The sequence below is a fragment of the Sphingobium sp. HWE2-09 genome, assembly GCF_035989265.1.
In the GTDB taxonomy this organism is placed as follows: Bacteria; Pseudomonadota; Alphaproteobacteria; order Sphingomonadales; family Sphingomonadaceae; genus Sphingobium.
Genome location: NZ_JAYKZX010000001.1, coordinates 950,132 through 971,684, shown reverse-complemented (window position 1 = coordinate 971,684; position 21,553 = coordinate 950,132). Strand labels below are relative to the sequence as shown.

Here is a 21,553-nt window from a genome sequence, read left to right as displayed (position 1 = left end):
TTTTTATGTATGAGTTGCCAGAGCAGAGCTCTTTGAACGATCAACCGCCACCAAACGTATATTTGACCCGCAAGCCATACATGCGCGGTTCGCCATAAAGAGTGGCCTGATAAAGCAGGCTGCCATCCTGGAACACGTCGGAATTGGAGATGCGATAGAGTTTGTTGGCAAGGTTCGTTCCGAACAGGCTAAGATCGAAGCCCGATCCCCGACCTTGCGCCAGTCCAACGACATGTTGAGCAGGCCGAACGCCGCCAGATAAGCGCCAGGCTGTTTCTCCGGCAGGGTAACCGCCTCCGTAAACTGGCGCGAGGTGTGCGAATAATTTGCGAAGAAAGCCAGCGTGCCCATGTCATTGGCAAGCGGCTGTTCGGCCGATACGTGGAAGCTCCAGATATAGGGCGAGACATATTGGAAATCGAGGCAGGATACGTCGGCCGTGCCACCCGGTGCGACGACGCCGTTACAGGCAACCGTACCCGTGCCTGAAACATACTGATATTTCTTGTACATGGCATCGGTATAGCTGAAATTGCCGCCGATCTCGACCCCGGGGAAGGGCCGCATCGATGCTTCCACTTCGATGCCCTTGATCCGCGCGTCGGCGTTCAGCGTCCTGGCGCCGCCAGCGCCGGTCGTCGGGTTGAAATCCCCCGCCGCACGCTGGATACCCTTATAGTCCGTCGTATATCCTGCGACATTGAGACGGAACGGCACCGATCCCAGACGGAAATCGGTCTTCACCCCCGCTTCCCATACGGTCACCTCTTCCGGAGCGAAGGAACGCGTATCCGGATCGCCATTTTGCCCGAAGAATACGGCATAAGGATTGAAACCGCCCGCCTTGTAACTGTGGCTGACCTTGCCATAGAGCAGGATGTCACGCGTGACTTTATAGTCCAGGCCGACCAGCCAGGATGGCGAACTTGACCGCTGCGACCCCGTGAAACGGCAGTCGGCAAGGGCGGTCGCGACCGGCACGACCAAGGCACTGTCCTTGCCGCACACCACTAAGCCTGCTGCCGGTGTGCTATTATACTGGGTCGCAAAGCCATAGACATGGTCCCAGGTCTGGCGATAGCCACCCGTCAGGCGCACCCCTTCCAGAGAAGGCGAAAACGCGCCGAGATTGAGCGTCGCCTGTCCATAGACCGCCTTCGACACCGTGCTGGTGCCATATTGCGCCACGCTGGCTTCGCACTGGCCGGTCAGGAGTGCGATGCAATAGACATTGGCGCGCGATCCTTGCAGCCCGTCGGGCCGCTGGTCGAAGTAGAAGCCGCCGACGGTCCAGTCCAAATGACCGTCCAGCATCTTGCCTTGCAACTGCAATTCTTCCGACCAGACGCGAAAATTGTCGCGCGGCAATTCCGTCGACAGGGTTGGGAAGTTGTAGCTGACCGGGAATGGCGTGCCCGGCAGCGTGACGACACCGTCGGCGGGCAAGACGCCAGGATCGACATCATGCTGCTGCAGCACCGTCGCGTCGCCATCGTAGCGGTAGCCGATTTTCATCTTCTGATAGCTGACGATGTTGCGCAGCGTGATTTCATCCGACAATTCGATGTCGGTGGTATTGCTGATGCCCCAGGTCTGCGTCTTGGCGAAAGTATCGGTCGAAAAGGCAGTCTTGCGCGGTCCCAATGCGTCCGCTTGTGCCGTCGTCGCGCGATAGACGTCGCACGAATAGCCGCCCACGACTCCCACCGGCAAATTGGCGCACAGCCCGATGCCTGCCATCGATTCGACGTTGAAACCCTTATGGATCAGGCCCGCGCCATTATTCTTGGAATAGGCGCCATAGGCCATGGTATAGTTGGTGATGGTTTCGGTCGGCTTGAACAATATGCCGATCCGGCCCGAATACCAATGTTCGTTGTCGCGATCCTTATCCCATATGACATCGCGCGTGTAGCCGTCGCGATCATGATAGGCGCCGACCACGCGGATCGCGAGCTTGTCGTTGACCGGCAGGTTGACCGCACCTTCCACATATTTGCGGTCATAATTGCCATATTCCGCCTTGATCCATCCACCGAACTCGTCGCTGGGCTTTTTGGGCACCAGCAGGACCGCGCCACCGGTCGTGTTGCGGCCAAACAGCGTGCCCTGCGGACCCGACAATACCTGCATATTTTCCAGGTCGATGAAATTGCCCGGCCCGCCCTGCTGGCTGAGCGTGATCCCGGCAGGCAGCGGCACTTCGTTCATATAGACGACGACGCCCGGCGACGCCTGGAACGTCGCGCCCTGGCCGCGGATGGTGAAGGAATTGGACTCGCGCGAACCCTGGCCGTTGGGACCGACCACGAGCGAAGGTACGCTGGCCTGCAGGTCCTGCTCCTTGGTAATGCCCTGCTGTTCGAGGCGTTGGGGCGACAGGGCGGTGATGGCAATAGGGACGTCCTGGCCGCGTTCTGCGCGCCGGTTCGCGGTGACGATGATTTCGGCCATGCCCACCTGGCTGCCCTGCCCGGACGCCTGCTCTGCGGCTTGATCGGCCGCCTGCGCCAGCGCTGGCACCGGAACCAGCAGCGCCGATGGAGCAACGCCCGCCAAGAGCCAGATGGTGCGGCGCAGAACCGCCCGCGAACTGTCAATATGCATATCTCTCTCCCAATATGCCCGACCTGTTCAGCCGGACTTATACGTCCACCAATTTATATGGAGAGAGCGTGCCAAAGCAGCAGAAGCACGAGATGACGGCCGCCTTCAACGCCGCACATCGTGAAATGCAAACATCCCTCTCACCATCATTTTATGCGCGTCGTAATTATTTTTAGGCCCGGCGCTCTGGAAACCCTAACCGCCATGACCATCTGAACAGTGCCGCACGTGCAGGGTTTTGTCAAAGCCAGTATCGCAATTTCGGCGCATAACGCCGCTTCATTCATTATATTATTGCCATTTACAGAGTTAACTTCTTATATTGATACGCAATGGTGCGCGACACAGGTTTCCATACGGCGTATGGACGATCGGGCAGCGAGGCATGGGGATGGAACCGGTGTCCAACCTGACTGCTAGCGTTGAAGCGCTGCGGAGAGAGGTGGGAAACCGGCCTAGGAGAGTAGCATATGGCGCTTTTAGCCACGATAATTGATGATCAAATGATGGACCGCGAGACGTTGCTGCAAAAGGCGCGGGATCGCGCGGGCCTGGACGATTTCGGCGACACCTGGTTCTTCGAACCGATGGATCACTTTCTGGACGCTTCCAACCGCGAAGGTCGGTTGACGGCAGACGGTCGCGCCTCGACCACCGAAGTCATCGTCAAGGGCTTGGTGAGCCGATTGCGGATGATCGAGGATATCAAGCGCCATCCCGAAATATTGGAGGAAAAGGTGGAGGTCGCGGGCATCATCCTGGGCCTTCCGCGCACGGGCAGCACCATTTTCCAGAGGTTGTTGGCAAGTGCACCGGGCATGACCGGCCTGCGCTGGTACGAGGCGCAGAATTTCGCGCCCTTCCCCGGCGAAGATCGCGGTCATCCGGTCGAACGCCGAGCCTATGCCCAGACCATGATCGACGGGTGGCTGCAACTGGCGCCCGAACTGGCTTCCATCCACCCGCTCGACCCCGACGCGCCGGACGAGGAAATCCTGGTCCTGGGCCAGATGTTCGTCAGCACCATGGTCGAAGGCATGAACTTCGTGCCCAGCTTCGCACAATGGCTGAACGGCTATGACCAGTCGAAGGGGCATGAGGATTTCAAGACCATCCTGCAATATCTGCAATGGCAGGATCCGTCGCGCCGCGGTGCCAAATGGATCCTCAAAAGCCCTTCCAACCTGCCCTATGCCGAATTGGCCGCAACCAGCTTCCCCGACGCGCTGCTGATCATGACGCATCGCGATCCGTTGCAGACGGTGCCATCCTATGTCTCGATGCAGGCCGCGCTTTATAAGCTGAGCGCCACGGTGACCGACAGCCAGGTCGGCGAATTCTGGTTCCGACGCCTGACGGAATGGATGACGATGTTCGAGGCCGCGCGGGCGCGGATCGGCGAGGATCGTTTCATCGACATCGATTATAAGGCGGTCGGCAAGGATCCGATGACGCAGGCGCAGCGCGTCCTGTCCCGCATCGGCATTCCGGTCGACGATCGGCTGGAGGCGGCGCTGAACGAATTTCTGGCGGGCAACAAGCGTGAGCAGCGGCCGATGCATGATTATTCGCTCGAACGGTTCGGACTGGACGAAGATGCGATCAAGCAGGCCTTCGCCGGGTATCGCGAACATTATATCCTCTGAACGGGCCGGTGTGATGGAAATCCGGCCCGGCATATTGCGTACGCCAGATATCTGCTTCGCGGACCTGCCGGGCTATGATTTCGCGCCCCATTATATCGACATTACCGACCGTCGGCTTGGTGCCGTGCGGATGCATTATGTCGATGAAGGGGAACGGGATGCGCCCGTCGTCCTGATGCTGCATGGCAATCCGACATGGAGCTACCTTTACCGCAAGATGATAGGGCCGGTCGTGGCGGCGGGATACCGGGTGATCGCGCCCGACATGATCGGCTTCGGCAAGTCGGATAAGCCCGCCAGCCGCGCCGATTATGGTTTCGACCGTTTCGTCGCCTGGATGCGCGCCTTTGTCGAAGGTATCGACCTGCGCGACGTCAATCTGGTTTGCCAGGATTGGGGCGGACCGATCGGCCTGCGCGTGGTGGCGCAATGTCCGGATCGCTTCGCCACCATCCTGGCGACCAACACGCTGCTGCAAAATTGCGATCCGCCGCCGCTGGGCGTCGCCGACTGGCCGGGGGCCGCCATAGCCGCGTGGGTCGAAACCTGCCGGACCAGCGATGACCTGGCGCTCGACCAGTTGGTCGGGCGCGCCTGCGCAACCGATGTGCCGCCGCACGTGCTTGCCGCCTATGCCGCGCCCTTTCCCGATGCGCGCTACAAGAAAGGGATGTTAGAGATCACCTGCGGCATCCCGATCGCCGAAGGGGCCGAGGGACTGGAGGCCAACCGGGCCGCGTGGCGATTCCTGGAAACATGGGACAAACCCTTTCTGACCGCTTTTTCCGACCAGGATCCCGCGACCATCGCCTGGGAAGAGGTTTTCCAGCGCCGTATAGCTGGCGCACATAGCCAGCCCCATGCGCGCATCGAAGGCGGCGGGCATTTCGTACAGGAAGACCAAGGCGCTGCATTGGCGCAGGTTTTGATCGCCTTTCTACGCGCCAATCGCGTAGCATAGCGATTAGGAGACAGAGACCATGAGCAGGACGATCGTCGTGACGGGCGCCGCATCCGGTATAGGTGCTGCGACCGTGGAACGGCTCACCGGAAAGGGCCAGCGGGTGATCGGTGTCGATCTGCGCCATGCGGATATAGACGCGGACCTGGGGACGGAGGCTGGACGCGCGCGCATGGTCACCGAAGTCGCGCGGCTTGCGCCCGACGGCATCGACGCGGTCCTGGCAGGCGCGGGCATTTCACACCCTGGCAAGCCGCGCGAAACGGTGGCGATCAACTATTTCGGCGCCGTGGCGACGCTGGAAGGATTGCGCCCGATGATGGAACGGTCGTCGCGACCGCGCGCTGTCGCCATCTGCTCCACCGCCGCGTTCCTGCCGTCTGCCCGAACGGTGGTGGACCTGTGTCTTGCCGGGGACGAGGCAGGCGCGCTCGACGCAATAGCGGCCAAGCCGCAAACCTCCTATGCGACGTCCAAGAACGCCCTGTCACTCTGGCTGCGACGTGCGGCGACCCGGCCGGAATGGTCAGGCACCGGCATAATGTTGAATGGCGTCGGGCCGGGCGTCGTCGCCACGCCGATGACCGCGCCGCTGTTCGACCAGCCCGACATGATGGCGCTGATCGCCAAGAGCAATCCCATCGCGGTGAAGGACTATGCACAACCGGGCGAGATCGCCGAACTGATCGATTTCCTGCTGGGCATGGAAAATCATTATCTGCTGGGACAGATTATCTTCATCGACGGCGGCAGCGATGCGATCCTGCGGCCCGACATGGTGTGACCGTCGCGTTCTGACACAATCACACAGAGCAAAATTCGCGCTATCGATGGTTGCAAAGGGCCGGGTCTGGAGGATGTGAAATCTTCGCTAGCACAAACATCATTCGGAAACTGACCGCCCAAAAGGATTGGACGAACTTGTGGTCGATGCTGGCTTATCGACTTTGCTGGACCATCAGGGGAAGGGCCACGCCCCTCCCCTGACAGACTTTACGCATTCCCGCCCGTCATGTGCCGCGCAGCGACATAGCCGAAGGTCATCGCAGGTCCGATGGTGACGCCCGCACCAGGATAGCTTTCGCCCATCGCCGACGCTGCATTATTGCCCACGGCATAGAGGCCCGGGATGGCGTTGCCTGCCTGATCGACCACCTGGGCATGGGCGTTGGTCAGCAGGCCACCATTGGTCCCGATGTCACCCGGATAGATCGGCATGGCATAGAACGGCCCCTTGTTCAGCGGCCGCAGGCAAGGATTGGGGCCATGACGCGGATCGCCATACATTTTGTCATAGGCCGCCTCGCCCCGGTGAAATTGCGGATCTTCCCCCTTGGCCGCATGGGTGTTGAAGCGGGCGACCGTCGCCGACAAGGCGGCCGGGTCCATGCCGATCTTGGTCGCCAGTTCCTCGACCGATCGGCCCTGCTTCAATATGCTTCGCACGGCCTTGTTGTGCAGGAAGGTCGGCATGAGCGGATAGACCGGCCCCATCGGGAATTTATGGCGATATTCCTGGTCGAAGATCATCCAGCTGGGCGATGCATCGCCCTGCTCGGCCTGACGCCGCGCCATTTTCTGACCGACGATATGGTAGGAGGCCGCTTCGTTGAGATAACGCTCGCCCGCCTGATTCACCATGATGCAACCCGGCAGCGCCCGTTCTATGGTGGATAGACGACCGCGATCTTCGCCCGGCACATGAAATACCGGCGCAGCCCAGGCCGACTGCATGTTCATCATGCCCGCGCCGATCGCTTCGCCCGCGCGGATGCTGTCACCGGTGTTGCTGGCGACGCCGCCCGAATATTGCGCGGCGGGATAGAGCGGTGCATTGCCCTCCCGCATCGCGGGGTTCTTGTCATAGCCCCCGGCCGCCAGCACCACGCCTTTGCGCACGCCAATGCGATAGGGTTTGCCATCCTTTTCCACGATGGCGCCCGTCACCTTGTCGCCGTCGCGCACCAGGTCCTTAAGCGGCGTTTCCAGCCAGAGCGGCACGCCCTGGCGGTTGAGCGCCATACGCAATCCGCCGGTCAGCGCATTGCCTAAGGTCAAGCGTCGATCCTTGCGCGACGTCAGGCGGAACGGCAGGTCGAGCCAATATTTGCTCATGTTCACGACCAGATGCTTGATCCACCCCTTCGTGCGGTACAGCAGTTCGTAGGTCTCGCTGAAATGCCAGTTCAGATAGCCGAACAGGCTGGCCGCGGGCGATGCGAAGCGCAACTTGCGAATGTCCGCGCCCAATGGCTTGCCGTCGAGCGGCATGGGCAAATGGGTACGAAAGCCCTGCGCCGACCCGCCGGGATTTTCGGCATGATAGTCGGGATAAGGGAACGCCATATATTGTACCGGCGTGTTCGCCATGACCCAACGCAGCATCGGCGCCGCATTATCGACATAGGCGCGGATGTTCGCGTCAGGCACATTGTCTGCCGACAGGCCGCGCAAATAGGTGAAGGCGTCGTCCAGATCATCTTCGAACCCGGCCGCCTTTGCCGGGTCGCTGCCCGGAATCCAGATACCGCCGCCGGAGGTTGCGGACGTGCCGCCCCACAGGTCCGCTTTCTCCACGATCAGCACATCGGCGCGGTTATGCGCGCCGACCAGTGCCGACAACAGGCCGCCCGCACCCGATCCCACTATGAGGATATCGACTTCCTTGTCCCAGTTACTCATGCTTGTCCGTTCCGAATCCATTCTGTCAGGCGATAAGCAAGCGCCCTCTCGACCGCTTCATCTCATCCGCCTCCATGGAACGCAGAATGCGGTCCATCTTGCCATAAAGTCAACTTGCTGCGTAGTATGATGGCATAATTTCTACGATGAGCATTAGGAGAATGGGATGTCCGCTTTGACAGGCAAGATTGCCCTGATTACCGGGGCAGGGCAAGGCATTGGTCAGGGCATAGCCCTGGCCCTGGCCAGCGAAGGCGTGAACCTGCTACTGGCCGGGCGCACGCTGGACAAGGTGGAACAGACCGCCCGGCTGGCGAAGGAACGCGGAGTGCGCGCCATTCCCGTCGCCTGCAATGTCAAGGATGCCGCCGATCTCGCCCGTGCCGTCGATATCGCGGTGCGCGATCTGGGCGGGATCGATATCCTGGTCAACAATGCGCAGGAAGTGCCGCTGGGCCTGATCGACGATGTGTCGGACGAGGCCTTTACCGCTGGATTCGAATCCGGCCCGCTCGCCAGTTTCCGCCTGATGAAACTGGTCCATGCCCATATGGCGGGTCGCGGCGGCGGCGCCATCTTCAACTTCGCCTCATCGGCGGGCATCCGTTGGGACATGGCGACCTATGGCTGTTATGGCGCGATCAAGCAGGCGACCCGGGCGCTGACCCGCGCCGCCGCGTCCGAATGGGGGCGGGAGAATATCCGCGTCCTCACCATCGCCCCTCATGCCGAATCGCCAAGCCTCAAATGGTGGATCGACAATAATCCGGAAGAATCGGAAGCCTTTTTCCGCACTATCCCTCTGGGTCGCATCGGTCGACTGGAGGAGGATATCGGCCGGGCAATCGTCGGGCTGTGCGGGTCGGACCTTGGCTATCTGACCGGCGCGACCATTCCGCTGGACGGCGGGCAAGCCAACTTCGATTAAGGATCATAACATGGAAAAACTGATCTGCGCCTTGTGGGCGCCAGCGGGTGAGAGCCGCGCCGCCTATGCCAATCGCCTTGTCGCGAGCCTGCCCGGCGCGCTCAAGGCGGCGGGCGCGAGTAGCGTGCGCCTCAATGTCCGCGACGCGACGGTCGAACCGGCCGCGCCGCTCGTCCAGCAGTGGCAGGAACGGCAGCAGGATGCGGCCGTGCAATTCTGGCTACCGTCCGCCAATGCGATTTTCCGGGGCGCTGTGGACGAGGTTCTGGCCAGCCATAGCGACCGTTTCGAGGCCTGGCTGGTGGCGGAATCGACGATCATCCCCAACAACCGATATGTGCCGCAAGGCGGGTCGCGCACCGCGGGCTGGTCACAGGCCAGCTTCATCTCATTCCGCCCGGACATGCCCTGGCAAGACGCCGTCGCGCATTGGCATAGCCATCACACCCGCGTCGCGATCGATACCCAATCCAACTTCGAATATGTGCAGAACATCATCGTGCGACCGCTGACGGCCAATGCGCCCGCTTATGGCGCCTTCGTGGAGGAATGCTTCCCGCTCGAAGCGATGGCCGATCCGCGCGTCTTTTTCGACGCCGTCGGCGACGAGGCGAAATTTGCGCGCAACACCACAGAGATGACCGACAGCTGTGCGGGGTTCATCGATTTCGCGCGGATCGACATCATCCCGACCAGCCAGTTCGACTTCGCGCACCTCGACAAGCCATAGGGAAAGGCGAAGGCCCGGTTCTTCCGAAACCGGGCCTCGCGCTTCAGCCAGGGATGCTTCAACTCGCCGAAATCATCTGCCTTAGACGGCGGTCACCCCACCGTCGATCAGCAGCGGATGACCGGTGATGAAGCTGGCCGCGTCCGAACATAGCCATACCGCCGCCTCCGCAATTTCCTCCGCTCGGCCCATGCGGCCCATCGGTGTCATGGACTCGATCATGGCGCGGATCTGCGGGTCGGCGGCGGCCTGCGCCGACATCGGCGTGTCGATGACGCCGGGGCAGACCGCGTTCACGCGAATCCCGTCCTTTGCCCAGCGGAGCGCGGCATGACGGGTCAGGCCGACGACGCCATGTTTGGCCGCCGTATAGGCGGGCTGGCCCGGATTACCCACGACGCCATTGATCGAGGCGGTGTTGACGATCGCTCCGCCGCCCTGCTTCAGCATCACTTCGGCGGCTTCGCGCATACACAGCATCACGCCGGTCAGGTTGACGGATAAGGCGCGCGCCCAAACCGCATCGTCATATTCGTCCAACGTAACCGAATTGATGCCCGCATTGTTGAACGCGCAATCGAGCCGCCCAAACCGATCGACCACTGCGGCGACCATGGCCTTTACCTGCGCCGGATCGCTGACATCACAGCGTTGATAGACGGCCGTCCCGCCCTTTTCCCGGATCAGCGCGGCCGTTTCCTCGCCATGATCGTCATGGACGTCGCTCACCAGCACGCTCGCACCCGAGCGCGCGAAGACCAGCGCGCTAGCCCGGCCGATGCCGCCGCCCGCGCCCGTCACCATCGCCACCTTCCCTTGCAGACCATAGTCGATCATCTGGCTCTCTCCCATATTCGCCGGGCAGGTCAGTTGGCGGGAATTTCGCCGGATGCCAGCACCGTCAAAGACCCGTCTTCCCCGATCTGTTCGGTCAGGACGGACGTCACGCGGCTTGTGGTTTCCGCAATCCACCAACGTCCGTCCTGCCGACGATAAAGATCGTCATATTCCACCGCGAGCCGGGTCACTTGGCGCGGCCCGGTCAGGATCGTACGGAAATTGAGCGACCAGATGCCACGGGCTTCGTCCGGCCCCGTCACGCTGATGTCCCAGTTCGCGGCATGATGAATGTCATAGACGCCGCCCTGACAGGCCATGCTTTCATAGGTCGCGACAAAGGCATCACGATCGGTAAAAATCGGAAAGCCCTGATAGGCGATGCGGACGGCGTTAGGCAAAAAGCAGTCGCGTACGGCATCAGGCTGCTTCAAGTCGCAGGCGCGCAGGTAGCGCGATTTCAGCAGCCGGATAGCTTCCTTGTCCTCCAGAAGCTGAAGCCGTTGCGCAAGCTCTTCAAGGGTGGGGGACATGACTTTTTCTCCTATTGCAACGTGTCGCCCTTTTCTCGGACGCCTCATATTCGCCTTGTAAGAATGGCTAATGAACTACGCAAATGAAAGATAGTATTTAATTATATTGCTAATTTGCGTTCTATATAGCGATTTTATGTCCGCTTAACGCATTGCGCGATCTGTGGCTAGCGAGTCTGATTTGCCAAGGGGCGTCGCGCTGGAAGGGTCAGATGACCCTGCCAGCGCGACGCCCACGCAATCGACCGATCCTAATTCTCATTCGGCGCGATCGCACCGCCTGGCGTCATTCCCATTCGACCACGGACAGCACATGGTTGGCATAGCCCGGGAAGACATAGTCGAATTCCAGCATCATGGTTTCGCCAAGAATACCGCTCGACATAATGTCGGTTTCCAGAAAAGCCTGAACGCCATTCTTGCCATAGGCATAGCGGGTCACGCCGCCATAGATGGGGGAGGCGTCCAGGCGGGCATCGACATCGGGATTGCCCGGCAACGCACGGTTGTAGACCAGCTTCAACCGCCCTTTCAGTTCAGGATCGTTGCGGTTGGCGTCCTCCAGCGTGACGAAGATATTCTCAAGATCTTCCAGGCTGTCCAGCAACGTCCCGTAATGGAAGCTATATTCCGGATCCTCGTCCATCTTCGCGCGCATCGCCACCACGGCAGGATGCTCATGATCGGTCCCTACGTTCAGCGCGTCGTGAATGGCCGCCATCAAGTCGCGCTGGGCATCGGGAATGAGCGACAGATAAACGATCCCGTCGCCACGCGGCTGATGCCGGGCGTCCACCACGAAGCGGTAGAAATGCGCGCCCGACGGCAGCACCAGATCCTGCGTCAGGACATAACCCAACATGCCGAGCAGCCGCGCCGCCAACGGCCCTTCCTCGGCCGTTTTATAATGGAGCGCCATATGCCCCATAGAGCGCGCGCCCAATAATTCTTGCGTCTTCGGTGCCGTCGCCATCATTCGTCTCCTATTGACTCATCTTGTGGTGCAAACCCGTTCGTCAAGGACGGATCAAAATCTTGCATTCCGTTGCCGGACCCGCGGCGCTTCGAGCGCGACGGGTCGGTCGTCCAGGCTGACGATGGATATATGGATCGGCCGGGCATCGACATGATTTCAGGCCAGCGCGCCGATCACCGCTTCGCATTCCGCTTTGCCATATCCATCCTATCCATCAGCCTTGCTAAAACGCAAATAGCCATATTAACGCCTTTGCATTTTTCAATACGCGTAGAGCAATTCCAACACAATCTTGCGTATAAGAAATCTGCTGCAAGCTGAACAGGGGCGTTTCGAGATGTGCGGGTCAAGCCAGTCGATGCGCCAGACAGACCGCAGACAGATGGCCAAGAGTGCAGTTCGGCGCTGCATCCGTTGGAATGACCGGCGTTAGGCTGACCGCTTTTCCACCGTTGCTTCCCGGCGACAGTTCCGCCAAACAATCGCCAATGGCCAAGACCGACACCGTAAAGGCATTTGTGCCCAAAAAGGGCCGCCCCACCGCCAAACAGGTGGTGGCGATCGAGCGCACGATTCTCAACACCGCACGGGACATGTTTCTGGAAGGCGGCTACGACACTGTCGCCATGGAAAATGTTGCAGCGGTGGCAGGCGTATCCAAGGGAACGCTTTACGTCCGCTACCCGTCCAAAGAAGCGCTCTTCACCGCCATAGTCGAGGACCGGGTTAAAGAATGGTCGCTGGCGGCATCGGAACATGACCATCTCCTTACCGATGACATCGAAGAGCGGCTACGCTATCACGGGCACACCATCGCTCAATCTGTTACGCAGCCCGAAGTCCACGCATTTCAGCTCTTGATCCTATCCACACGGGACCGCTTCCCAAAATTGTCACAAGCTATGTACGAGGTTGGCTATCTCTACATCGTGCGCCTCATCGCAAAGGACATAGCGGAGGCGGGAGAGAGGGATGGAATTCCTGCCCGTCAGCCGGAGTCCGTCGCACGCATGTTCGTGTCGGCGATTACCGGCTGGCAATTGCAGGAAAGTGGCTCGCGCGTGATTTCCACTGAGGAAATGATCGACGCCGCGAACAGAACGGTGGACTTGTTCATGGCGGCCCGAAGAAACTGGTGACCCTTGAATTTAGAACGATACCGTGCGATATATCCTGCATCTATAATGGAGGATCTTGAAAATGCGTCATTTCCTTATTGCGGCGGCCGCGGCCATCAGCATCACGACCGTCACCGCGTTCGCACAAACGGCACCAGCGCCCGCGCCTGCCGCCCTGGCGAAAGCGAAGTACACGGCGGAAGAAACGGATCTCGGCACATTGCTGGACAATCCCGCCACCAAGGCGATCGTCGAAAAGCATATCCCGGGCATGACGACCAATGATCAGGTCGATATGGCGCGCGGTATGTCGCTAAAGGCCATTCAGCAATATGCCCCTGACGACGTGACCGATCAGCGCTTGGCGGCAATCGACGCGGACCTTGCCAAACTGCCCTGACGGCATCTGCGGTCTTATTCCTATAATGGAAGGCGCCACGATTGGCGCCTTCCATTCTGCTGTCTCACCAAATTACCGACTTTGATTAGGTTGGTAGTACGCTGGACGAGCGCCTGACGCGCTCGTCTCACATGACGCTGGCTGGTCCAGCGCCGGGGCTGCATCCGTGAACTATTGTTGGCGAACGCCGGAGACTGAGGGCTTGCTACCATGCAAGCTGCGGTCGGCAGAGGCGTCGGGTACTGACACTTCGCTCGTCCATCCCGTCAGTCCGATATCCGAAACAAATATAGTCTGAGGGGCGTCATACAGCAGGACGAACGGCCCTGCGAAACATGGAACGGCCCACACCCTTTTTTTAATACGGAATCCTCCCAAAAAAATAAAATCCTCAAAAACGAAACACAATTGTCTATTTTATTAAGTCGTTTTTTTTGCCATGTTCCATCGCATGACCGACGCACACCGCCCCCGCCGCCCCGGCCGCCCCCGACGCGAAGAAAGTGGCGATATCGACCAACAGCTTGTCGATGCCGCCGTTCAGATGGTGGTCGAACATGGCCCCGGCCTGACCATGAACACCATTATCGCTGGATCCGGCCTATCCCGGAAAACCGTCTATATGCGGTATGGCAACAAGGCCGCATTGATGGCTGCCGTTGTGCGCAGGCTGCTGGATTATGGGCGGGAACCGCTCGTCATCGCCGATCAGTCGGACTGGCGGCAAAGTCTGCGCGATTTTATAAACCAAAGCCTGAAAGAAGTATGTCTGCCGCAAGCCATGTCGCTCCGGCGGCTGTTGATACTTAATCCCGACTTCATGGATGAAGCCAAGCCCCGCATAGAACAGGCGGTGGTGCGCCGTTATATGGACCCGCTTATCGCGCTGCTCGACCGGCTTATAAAGTCTGGCGCGATTCCGGATCAGGATAGCGCATTCGCAGCGGAAGCGTTGACCAACCTCGTCCTTGCCGAAGCGCACCGCCGTTTTTTCCAAAATGACGTGGATGTCGCGAACGATCCCGCACGCCTTGATATATTGGCAGCGAAACTCACCCAACTATTTTGCGGCGGCATATTAGCCGGTCGAGGATAGGCCGCAGGAAGGAGCGATCCGCTCTACTCGTCAGTCGATTGAGCGACGACGCAGCCATGATGAAGGCTGCTACGATTCGCATGCCGATCAACGGATCATTTACGCATTGCCGCATTGGGCGGGCGTACCTGCTTTCTCTGACTGTATAGTTGTTCAAACAAACAGAGTCACGTCACCCATCATCACCGGATCGGACATCAAGATCGATATTTTATCACGATTTTTCAATATTTTGATCTAGCAACGCGCTGCGTATGAAACCTTGAAATGGCGCCCGCAAAGCTAACCAAGCGCCAAAAAATTAACGCTCGAAAGCGTTCAAATATCCTTTTACATGCGTTTTGGTTCGGTATATATGTTACGCATAAAGAAAAGATATCAGTTCCGACCAATGTTGGCGGATCGATAGTTGGGGAGGATAAGATGCGAGCAAGCCGCGTTTCGCGTAGCCTTTTGCTGTGCGCCAGTTTTTCGGCGCTGGTAGTGCCAGAAATGGTGCTAGCGCAAACACCCGAAGCAGACATCATCGTCACGGCGACGCGGCGGCAGGAAAAGCTGCAAGATGTGTCGATGTCGGTGAACGTTGCGACAGGCGAACAGCTGGAAAAGTTCAACATTTTCGACGCGAAAGATGTTCAGCAGCTTTCCCCGGCCTTGAGCTCACCAACACCACCGGACGGAACAACACCACGACATTGCGCGGGGTCACGTTCGATCCGGACCAGGGAACCGCGCCGGCCGTTCAGGTCTATTATAACGAAATCCCGACCGATGCGCAGACTGCCTATACGGCGCTTTACGACATCGCGCAGATCGAAGTGCTGCGTGGGCCTCAAGGCCTGCTGCGCGGGCTTTCGGCCCCGGCCGGTTCGATCACCATCGGCACGCGGCGGCCGAATTTCGACAAGATCGAAGGCTTCATGCAGGGGACTGGAACGGACCGCGCCGGATATAACGTGCAGGGCGGCGTGTCCCTGCCCTTTTCCGACACGCTGGCAATCCGCGTCGCCGGGCTGGTCGATGGCAATCGCGTGAACCAGGTAAAGGATGTCAACTTGGGCAGGCGTTCCCGCAGCACAACGGAAAGTGGCCGCGTCACCCTTGGCTGGCGGCCAAGCGATGCGTTCACCGCTTATCTGACATACCAATATCTGACTGCCGATAATACGCAGTTTCAACAGGTCGTCGGATCCGGCAATACGCCGATCCTTGGCAGCGCGGTTCGTTCCGGCCCGGCATTGAGCGCGTCGGACTATGGCGCCGTTGCCGAAGCACCATTCCGCAGCCAGAACAACACGCATATCGTCAACCTGGCGATGGATTACGACCTGGGCGGATCCACCCTGTCGTTCGTCGGCGCACATCAATTCAGCAAGCTGTCGATAGATCGTGATCTTGACCCAGCCAATTCCGTGCCGGGCTACGTTGCCAATTCCCGTGTCGTCACCCCCTATAAAGTCAACACCGCCGAACTGCGTTGGCAGACCAACAATGACAAGGGTTTGGGCGGTGGTATCGGCGCCTTTTATACAAAACAGACAGGGACGACCGTCGTCGATCAGCGTGCAGACAGCTTTATCGCGCCTATATCCCCCGACGGATTAGTGCCGCTCGCACCGGGCTTCTTCGTGCCCAATAAGCTGCCGATCGGTGTCAATGTAACGGTGCCAACCGATACCCAGACCTGGTCGTTCGCGGCCAATCTGCGGTACAAGACCGGCCCGCTGACCATCGAAGGCGGCGTGCGCTATTCCATCCTCAAGAGCATCCAGACCACGCAGCAGACCTTGTTCCTCGGTTCACATCCCTTGTTGGGCATCCCCCCAGGCGTGACCGTCGTGTCAGGCCCGACCGAGATCATCCCGACCAACCTGCAAAAGAACACTAACAAGCCAATCACCGGCGGCCTTACCGTGAACTATGCGCTGAGCGACATGCTGAATGCCTATTTCGCCTATGGGCATTCCTTCCGCGCAGGCAGCACCGGTGTTGCGTTGCCCGCCGGCATCAGCGACGATCTGATCCGCACCAGGGGGGAAAAGACGGACTCCTTCGAAGTCGGTTTGAAGGGGTCGGTGCTGGATCGGAAGGTCAATTACACGCTTGCCGCCTTCTATCAGAAGTTCGACGGTTATCTGAGCCGCTTCACCAGCATATATTATGAAGTGCCGACCGCGCAGCCGCCATCCGGCTTTTTCGATTTCAACTATAATGGCGACGCCAAGGTGAAAGGCATCGAAGCGTCGATTGACACGCGGTTCGTCCAGAATTGGGATATGAACGTGTCAGCAGCCTATACCCGCGCCCGTTTCAGCGATGCGCTGGTCCCGTGCAATGATTTCGACGGGTCGGGCGTTCCCAATCAGAATGGCGCGCCGACAGTTACCGGGACCGGCAATGTCAGCTATTGCCGCACCAGCGGCCGCATGGCGGAGGTTCCGGACTTCAGCCTGACCGCCAATAGCGAACTGCGTTTCTCAGCCGGGGACTATACGCCGTTCGTCCGGGCCTTGTTCACCTATCGCCCCGGCTTCACGTCGGAACGGGTGAATTATGATTATCAGGCCCGCTCATTGCTTAACATGTTCGTTGGTCTGCGGGGGCCGGAGAGCAAATGGGAAATCACGGCTTTCGCCCGCAACCTGCTTAATCAGAAGCGGATCACCAATATTTCACTCGGCAATTCGCAGACGCCGACGCAAAGTGGGATCTCCTATGACTCCGGCTACCGCTTGGCCAACGTCATGAACCCGCGTGAATTTGGCGCAACGCTCAACTTCAAATGGTGAAGACGGGCGGCTGCTGTTGTTCGACAGCGGCCGGATCGGAAACATAAGGGGAACTGGAGGCGGCCTTATTCAGGCCGCCTCTTTTTATCCCGACGCCGCTTTGCGCCCCGCCTGCCGACCAAAAAAGGTGCAGTCCGCCAGGCTGAGGCCCGAACTATAGCCATGGCCCCAGGCAGGCAGGCCCGACGTACAGCGCCCGGCGGCAAACAGCCCCGCAATCGGCGCGCCGCCATGATCCAGCACTTCGCCATCGGTCGAGGTGCGCAGGCCACCCAGCGTGAAGAAGCTGAAATAGCTGGTCGCGAAATTCAACTCCAGCGCCACGAACGGACCTTGATCCAGCGGCGTCAGGATCGGCGGCCGCTTCTGGAACAGCGGGTCGCGCCCCTCCGCCGCATGGGCGCTATAGAAGGCCATGGTCGCGCTCAACGTGCCCGACGCCATACCCAGTTCCGCTTCGACCTCTTCCCATGTGTCGCCGGTTCCCGCGATGGTCATACCCGCCATCTCCAGCGGCTGATCGAAATGCGCAATATCGAGCAACAGATAGACTTTATCGCCCAATTGATCGACCGCGCAGCGGCTCACGCGACCATGATAGCAATCTTCATTGATGAAGCGCTGTCCCGCCTGGTTGACGAATACGCCATAGGCTTGCGGTTCGGGCATGGTCCAGGGGCAGGTCGTGAAAAACTGTTCCATGTGGATGGCGTCACCGCCCGCCCCCACGCCCAGTTCGATGCCCGATCCGTCGTCCTGCTCGCCGATCGGGCTGGAGATCTTGAACGTTTCGGGGCAATAGCGACGCCGCATATCCTCGTTGAAGACAAAGCCACCGGTGCACAGGACGACACCCTTGGTTGCGCGGACGAAACGGTGTTCATTGTCGATGCGCAGGATAACGCCGACGACGTGTCGCGCGTCATCCTGCACCAGCGCCACAGCGCGCGCGTCCGTAATCACCTCGACGCCCAAATCTCGGGCGCGCGCCTCCAGCAAATCGACCAGCGGTCGCCCGCCGCCCCAGCCCATATGCGCGATCACATGACCGCGCGGCGCTGGCTTCGCGATGTCGCAAAAAGGCCATGCCGCTTCGCTGCCCGACCAGATCAACGTGGAATCGTCGGTCGGCTCGATATGCTTGCCCGGCAGATAATTGCCGCGATAGGGGACGCCCTGTGCCTTCAGCCACCCATAATGGCCCAAAGCCTCACGCGCATAGAGGTCGCATTTCACTATATCGGCGCAGGGGCCACCCGCCGCTTTAAGATAAGCCGCGAAATCCTCCGTCGTGTCGTCGAAGCCCGCGGCACGCTGCGCGTCCGTTCCGCCACTGCCGCCGATATAGATTTCACCACCTGACAGAGCAGACGCGCCGCCGCTGCCCGATCCCCGCTCGAACAGCATGACCCGCGCCTTTGCACCCGCCGCCTCGATCGCCGCACAGGCGCCCGCCGCACCAAATCCTATGACGGCGACATCGGTTTCAAAATCCCATCCTGTAACCTGCGACGCGGGGAAAGGGCGGTGCAACGATATGTCGGCCAAGTCACTATTCTCCCAAGCAGCGAATCAGAACGCCTTGGTCTGTCCGCCATCGACCATTAATGTCTGGCCGGTGATATAGGCCGCAGCGTCACTCGCCAAGAAGACGGCGGCTGATCCGATATCCTTTTCGCAATCGCCGATCCGGCGCAAAGAAACCTTACCAATTTGCGTAGCATAATCGTCCGGCGCCCATTCCTTCCAGGCTTGAACTCCCGGTGAATTGGCAAACGGGCAGATGATATTCACCCGAACCCCCTCTGGTCCCCATTCGCTCGCCGCCACCCGGGATATGGCCCGGATCGCTTCTTTCGCGGCGACATAGGAGCCTTGCGTCGGAATGGCATCGAACGCCGCGCCGGTGGCGAAGTTGATGACGCAACCTTTGGCCGCCATCAGGTGCGGATAGGCCGCACGCATCAAGATGAAGGTCGGCCAGAAGCCGGTATCGAACGATATCTCCATCGCCTCGTCCGTCGTTTCGGCCAGCGGCAACTGGCGCGAAGCCTGCGCCGCGTTGACGAGGATGTCGAGCTTGCCGAACCGCTCCAACGCGGTCGTGACGATCGAAGGCAGCGCCGCGCGATCGGCCAGATCGACAGGCATGAAGGCGACATCGCCGCCCAACGCCGTCAATTCGGCTTCGGTTTCGCGGCCCAGTTCCACTTCGCGATCGACGATCAGCACCTTGGCCCCCGCCTTCACGAAAGCGGTCGCCACCCCCTTCGCGACGCCGCGCGCACCGCCGGTCACGATCGCGATCTTGCCATCCAACTGCTTCATGCCCGATCCCTCCATGACGTCAATCCTCGACTTCGGGCCGCCAGGCGACACCGTTCACCTGCGCGCCCCCATCGGCGAACAACGTATTGCCGCTCATATAACCGCCGCCTTCGCTGGCCAGGAACAACGCGACCGGGCCGATATCCTTTTCCGCGTCGCCGAAACGGCCCGCGGGCACCTGCTTCAGGATCGCCTCGGTCATCTCCGGATTGGCCGCGAAATATTCCTGCGCCTGTGGGCTGGTCGCGGACGGGCAGATGATGTTGCAGGTGATCCCAAATGGTCCCCACTCTACCGCCGCCGTGCGTGTCAGCGCGCGCGTCGCTTCCTTGCTGGCATTGTAGGCGACGGTGAACATGTGCGCATTGACGCCGTTCAGCGAACCCAGGTTGATGACGCGGCCATAGCCCTGCGCCTTCATGATCGGGAAGGCCGCCTGCATCGCCCAGAACACGGCATAGTAATTGAGCGCGAACGACCCTTCCATATCCGCGTCGGTGTGTTTCTCGATCCGCTTGGGAAAGCTGGCGCCGGCATTGTTGACGAGGATGTCGAGCCGACCGAAGCGATCATGCGCGGCTTCCACCATTGCTTCGACGGCGGCGCGTTTCGTCACGTCCGTCTGGATGAACAGCGCATCAACGCCATGGGTGTCACGCAGATATTGCGCTTCCGCCTCGCCCTGATCGGCCTTGCGTTGGGCGATGGCGATGTTGGCGCCCGCTTCGGCCAGCGCGCGCGCAATGCCCTGCCCTACGCCCTGACCGCCACCGGTCACGAGCGCAGTGCGTCCTTCCAGCAACTTGCCCATGTCTCTCTCCTCTTTTTTCAGATGACGTCGGTCGGACTCAGGCGTCCAGCGTCGGATAATCGGTATAGCCTTTGCGATCGTCGCCCGCGCCGGTGTAGAAATTGGCGCGATTGCCCTTGTTCAGGGCGGCGCCCGCGCGGAAACGATCGACCAGATCGGGATTGGCGATGTAGAGATAGCCAAAGGACACGGCCTGCGCCTTGCCATCCGTCAAAAGCGCCTGCGCCTTTTCCAATGTCAGCCCGCTATTTTCGATGATCGCGCCATTCCAATGCGCACGGACGAGGTCCAGCGCATCCTGTCCGTCGAGCGGGATGTGGATCAGATGGCAATAGGCCAGGCCCAGACCATCGACGGCCTTCAGCAGCGCGGCATAGGTTTCATGCGGGTTCGCATCATCCATGCCGTTGAACCGGACGCCGGGGCAGATGCGGAAACCCACTCGCCCTGGCCCGACAGCCGCCGCTAGCGCCTCCAGCAGTTCCACGACGAAGCGGATGCGGTTGTCGACGCTTCCGCCATAGCGATCGGTCCGCTGGTTGCTGTTCGAAGACAGGAACTGCATGGGCAGGTAACCGCTGGCGCAATGTAGTTCGGTACCATCCATGCCAGCTGCCATCGCATTGCGCGCGGCCGTAACATATTCGGCGATGACGCCCGCAATCTCATCGGTTCCCAGCGCGCGTGGCATCATGGTTTCCACCGGCACGCCATCCGGCCCCGGAATCCTGTCCGGACATGGGATGGCCGATGGCGCCACGGTTTCCGCGCCCGCGTCCTTGTTCACCTGGACAGCAGCGCGGCCGACATGCATCAGTTGCATGACGATCTTGCCCCCTTCGCCATGCACCGCATCGGTCACCTTGCGCCAGCCTGCCACCTGCGCGTCGCTATGGATGCCGGGGGTGCGCCAATAGCCTTTGCCGGTCGGCGAAGGCTGTGTTCCTTCCGTTACGATCATACCCGCGCCCGCGCGCTGGCGATAATAATCGACCATGATGTCGGTCGGCACGTCCCCGGGTCCAGCCCGGTCGCGTGTCATCGGCGCCATGACGATCCGGTTGGCAAGGGCGATGTCGCCCAAAATGACCGGCGAAAATATATCGACCAT

20 protein-coding genes are annotated in these 21,553 nt (G+C 60.1%); 11 read left to right on the top strand and 9 right to left on the bottom strand.

The window, feature by feature from the left end:
• Positions 1–3: 3 nt before the first annotated feature.
• The gene (locus tag U5A89_RS04460) at positions 4–2,607 is read right to left on the bottom strand and encodes a TonB-dependent receptor (RefSeq protein ID WP_338159955.1); all 2,604 of its coding nucleotides are present in this window, start codon (positions 2,605–2,607) and stop codon (positions 4–6) included.
• 14 nt (positions 2,608–2,621) lie between these two features.
• Between U5A89_RS04460 and U5A89_RS04455 the strand changes: the two genes are divergently transcribed.
• The 4 genes from U5A89_RS04455 (at position 2,622) to U5A89_RS04440 (ending at position 5,998) form a co-directional block, all read left to right on the top strand.
• Complete coding sequence (locus U5A89_RS04455; RefSeq protein ID WP_338159954.1) at positions 2,622–2,783, top strand: hypothetical protein; 162 nt, start codon at positions 2,622–2,624, stop codon at positions 2,781–2,783.
• A gap of 330 nt (positions 2,784–3,113) precedes the next feature.
• Positions 3,114–4,253, top strand: a complete 1,140-nt coding sequence (locus U5A89_RS04450) for a sulfotransferase family protein (RefSeq protein ID WP_338159953.1) — start codon at positions 3,114–3,116, stop codon at positions 4,251–4,253.
• A 13-nt stretch (positions 4,254–4,266) separates the two neighbouring features.
• Positions 4,267–5,214: a haloalkane dehalogenase gene (locus tag U5A89_RS04445; RefSeq protein WP_338159952.1), complete on the top strand. Its 948-nt coding sequence runs from the start codon at positions 4,267–4,269 to the stop codon at positions 5,212–5,214.
• Positions 5,215–5,233: 19 nt separating this feature from the next.
• Positions 5,234–5,998 (top strand): SDR family NAD(P)-dependent oxidoreductase, encoded by a 765-nt coding sequence (locus U5A89_RS04440; protein WP_338159951.1) that lies wholly within the window; start codon positions 5,234–5,236, stop codon positions 5,996–5,998.
• Positions 5,999–6,207: 209 nt separating this feature from the next.
• On the opposite strand, the gene U5A89_RS04435 is transcribed toward U5A89_RS04440, so the two are convergent.
• Positions 6,208–7,896, bottom strand: coding sequence for an FAD-binding protein (locus U5A89_RS04435; RefSeq protein WP_338159950.1), 1,689 nt, complete (start codon positions 7,894–7,896; stop codon positions 6,208–6,210).
• Between the two features lie 166 nt (positions 7,897–8,062).
• On the opposite strand from U5A89_RS04435, the gene U5A89_RS04430 reads away from it, so the two are divergent.
• Together U5A89_RS04430 and hsh3 are read left to right on the top strand one after the other, a co-directional pair.
• Positions 8,063–8,824, top strand: a complete 762-nt coding sequence (locus tag U5A89_RS04430) for an SDR family NAD(P)-dependent oxidoreductase (protein ID WP_338159949.1) — start codon at positions 8,063–8,065, stop codon at positions 8,822–8,824.
• Positions 8,825–8,834: 10 nt separating this feature from the next.
• On the top strand, positions 8,835–9,554 hold the full coding sequence (hsh3, locus tag U5A89_RS04425) for a 7-beta-hydroxysteroid dehydratase Hsh3 (protein WP_338159948.1): 720 nt from the start codon (positions 8,835–8,837) through the stop codon (positions 9,552–9,554).
• Positions 9,555–9,635: 81 nt separating this feature from the next.
• On the opposite strand, the gene U5A89_RS04420 is transcribed toward hsh3, so the two are convergent.
• The 3 genes from U5A89_RS04420 to U5A89_RS04410 form a co-directional block, all read right to left on the bottom strand.
• The gene (locus U5A89_RS04420) at positions 9,636–10,391 is read right to left on the bottom strand and encodes an SDR family NAD(P)-dependent oxidoreductase (protein ID WP_338159947.1); all 756 of its coding nucleotides are present in this window, start codon (positions 10,389–10,391) and stop codon (positions 9,636–9,638) included.
• 29 nt (positions 10,392–10,420) lie between these two features.
• Entirely contained in the window at positions 10,421–10,924 is a 504-nt protein-coding gene (locus U5A89_RS04415) for a nuclear transport factor 2 family protein (protein WP_338159946.1), read from the bottom strand.
• Between the two features lie 286 nt (positions 10,925–11,210).
• The gene (locus tag U5A89_RS04410) at positions 11,211–11,897 is read right to left on the bottom strand and encodes a hypothetical protein (protein ID WP_338159945.1); all 687 of its coding nucleotides are present in this window, start codon (positions 11,895–11,897) and stop codon (positions 11,211–11,213) included.
• Between the two features lie 72 nt (positions 11,898–11,969).
• Between U5A89_RS04410 and U5A89_RS04405 the strand changes: the two genes are divergently transcribed.
• From U5A89_RS04405 to U5A89_RS04385, 5 genes are all read left to right on the top strand, one after another.
• Positions 11,970–12,221: a hypothetical protein gene (locus U5A89_RS04405; RefSeq protein WP_338159944.1), complete on the top strand. Its 252-nt coding sequence runs from the start codon at positions 11,970–11,972 to the stop codon at positions 12,219–12,221.
• A 98-nt stretch (positions 12,222–12,319) separates the two neighbouring features.
• Positions 12,320–13,039 carry a TetR/AcrR family transcriptional regulator gene (locus tag U5A89_RS04400; RefSeq protein WP_338159943.1) on the top strand — a complete coding sequence of 240 codons (720 nt, stop codon included), beginning with the start codon at positions 12,320–12,322 and terminating at the stop codon, positions 13,037–13,039.
• A gap of 61 nt (positions 13,040–13,100) precedes the next feature.
• Positions 13,101–13,418, top strand: coding sequence for a hypothetical protein (locus U5A89_RS04395; protein WP_338159942.1), 318 nt, complete (start codon positions 13,101–13,103; stop codon positions 13,416–13,418).
• A gap of 451 nt (positions 13,419–13,869) precedes the next feature.
• The gene (locus U5A89_RS04390) at positions 13,870–14,514 is read left to right on the top strand and encodes a TetR/AcrR family transcriptional regulator (protein WP_338159941.1); all 645 of its coding nucleotides are present in this window, start codon (positions 13,870–13,872) and stop codon (positions 14,512–14,514) included.
• 695 nt (positions 14,515–15,209) lie between these two features.
• On the top strand, positions 15,210–17,303 hold the full coding sequence (locus tag U5A89_RS04385) for a TonB-dependent receptor (protein WP_445190616.1): 2,094 nt from the start codon (positions 15,210–15,212) through the stop codon (positions 17,301–17,303).
• Between the two features lie 84 nt (positions 17,304–17,387).
• Here the strand turns inward: U5A89_RS04385 and U5A89_RS04380 are convergent, their stop codons facing one another.
• From U5A89_RS04380 to U5A89_RS04365, 4 genes are read right to left on the bottom strand one after another with little or no spacing between them, the layout of a single operon-like run.
• Entirely contained in the window at positions 17,388–18,851 is a 1,464-nt protein-coding gene (locus U5A89_RS04380) for an FAD-dependent oxidoreductase (RefSeq protein WP_338159939.1), read from the bottom strand.
• 24 nt (positions 18,852–18,875) lie between these two features.
• Positions 18,876–19,631 carry an SDR family NAD(P)-dependent oxidoreductase gene (locus U5A89_RS04375; RefSeq protein WP_338159938.1) on the bottom strand — a complete coding sequence of 252 codons (756 nt, stop codon included), beginning with the start codon at positions 19,629–19,631 and terminating at the stop codon, positions 18,876–18,878.
• Positions 19,632–19,650: 19 nt separating this feature from the next.
• A complete protein-coding gene (locus tag U5A89_RS04370; protein ID WP_338159937.1) occupies positions 19,651–20,442 on the bottom strand; it encodes an SDR family NAD(P)-dependent oxidoreductase in 792 nt (263 codons plus the stop codon).
• A 37-nt stretch (positions 20,443–20,479) separates the two neighbouring features.
• Positions 20,480–21,553 carry an alkene reductase gene (locus U5A89_RS04365; protein ID WP_338159936.1) on the bottom strand — a complete coding sequence of 358 codons (1,074 nt, stop codon included), beginning with the start codon at positions 21,551–21,553 and terminating at the stop codon, positions 20,480–20,482.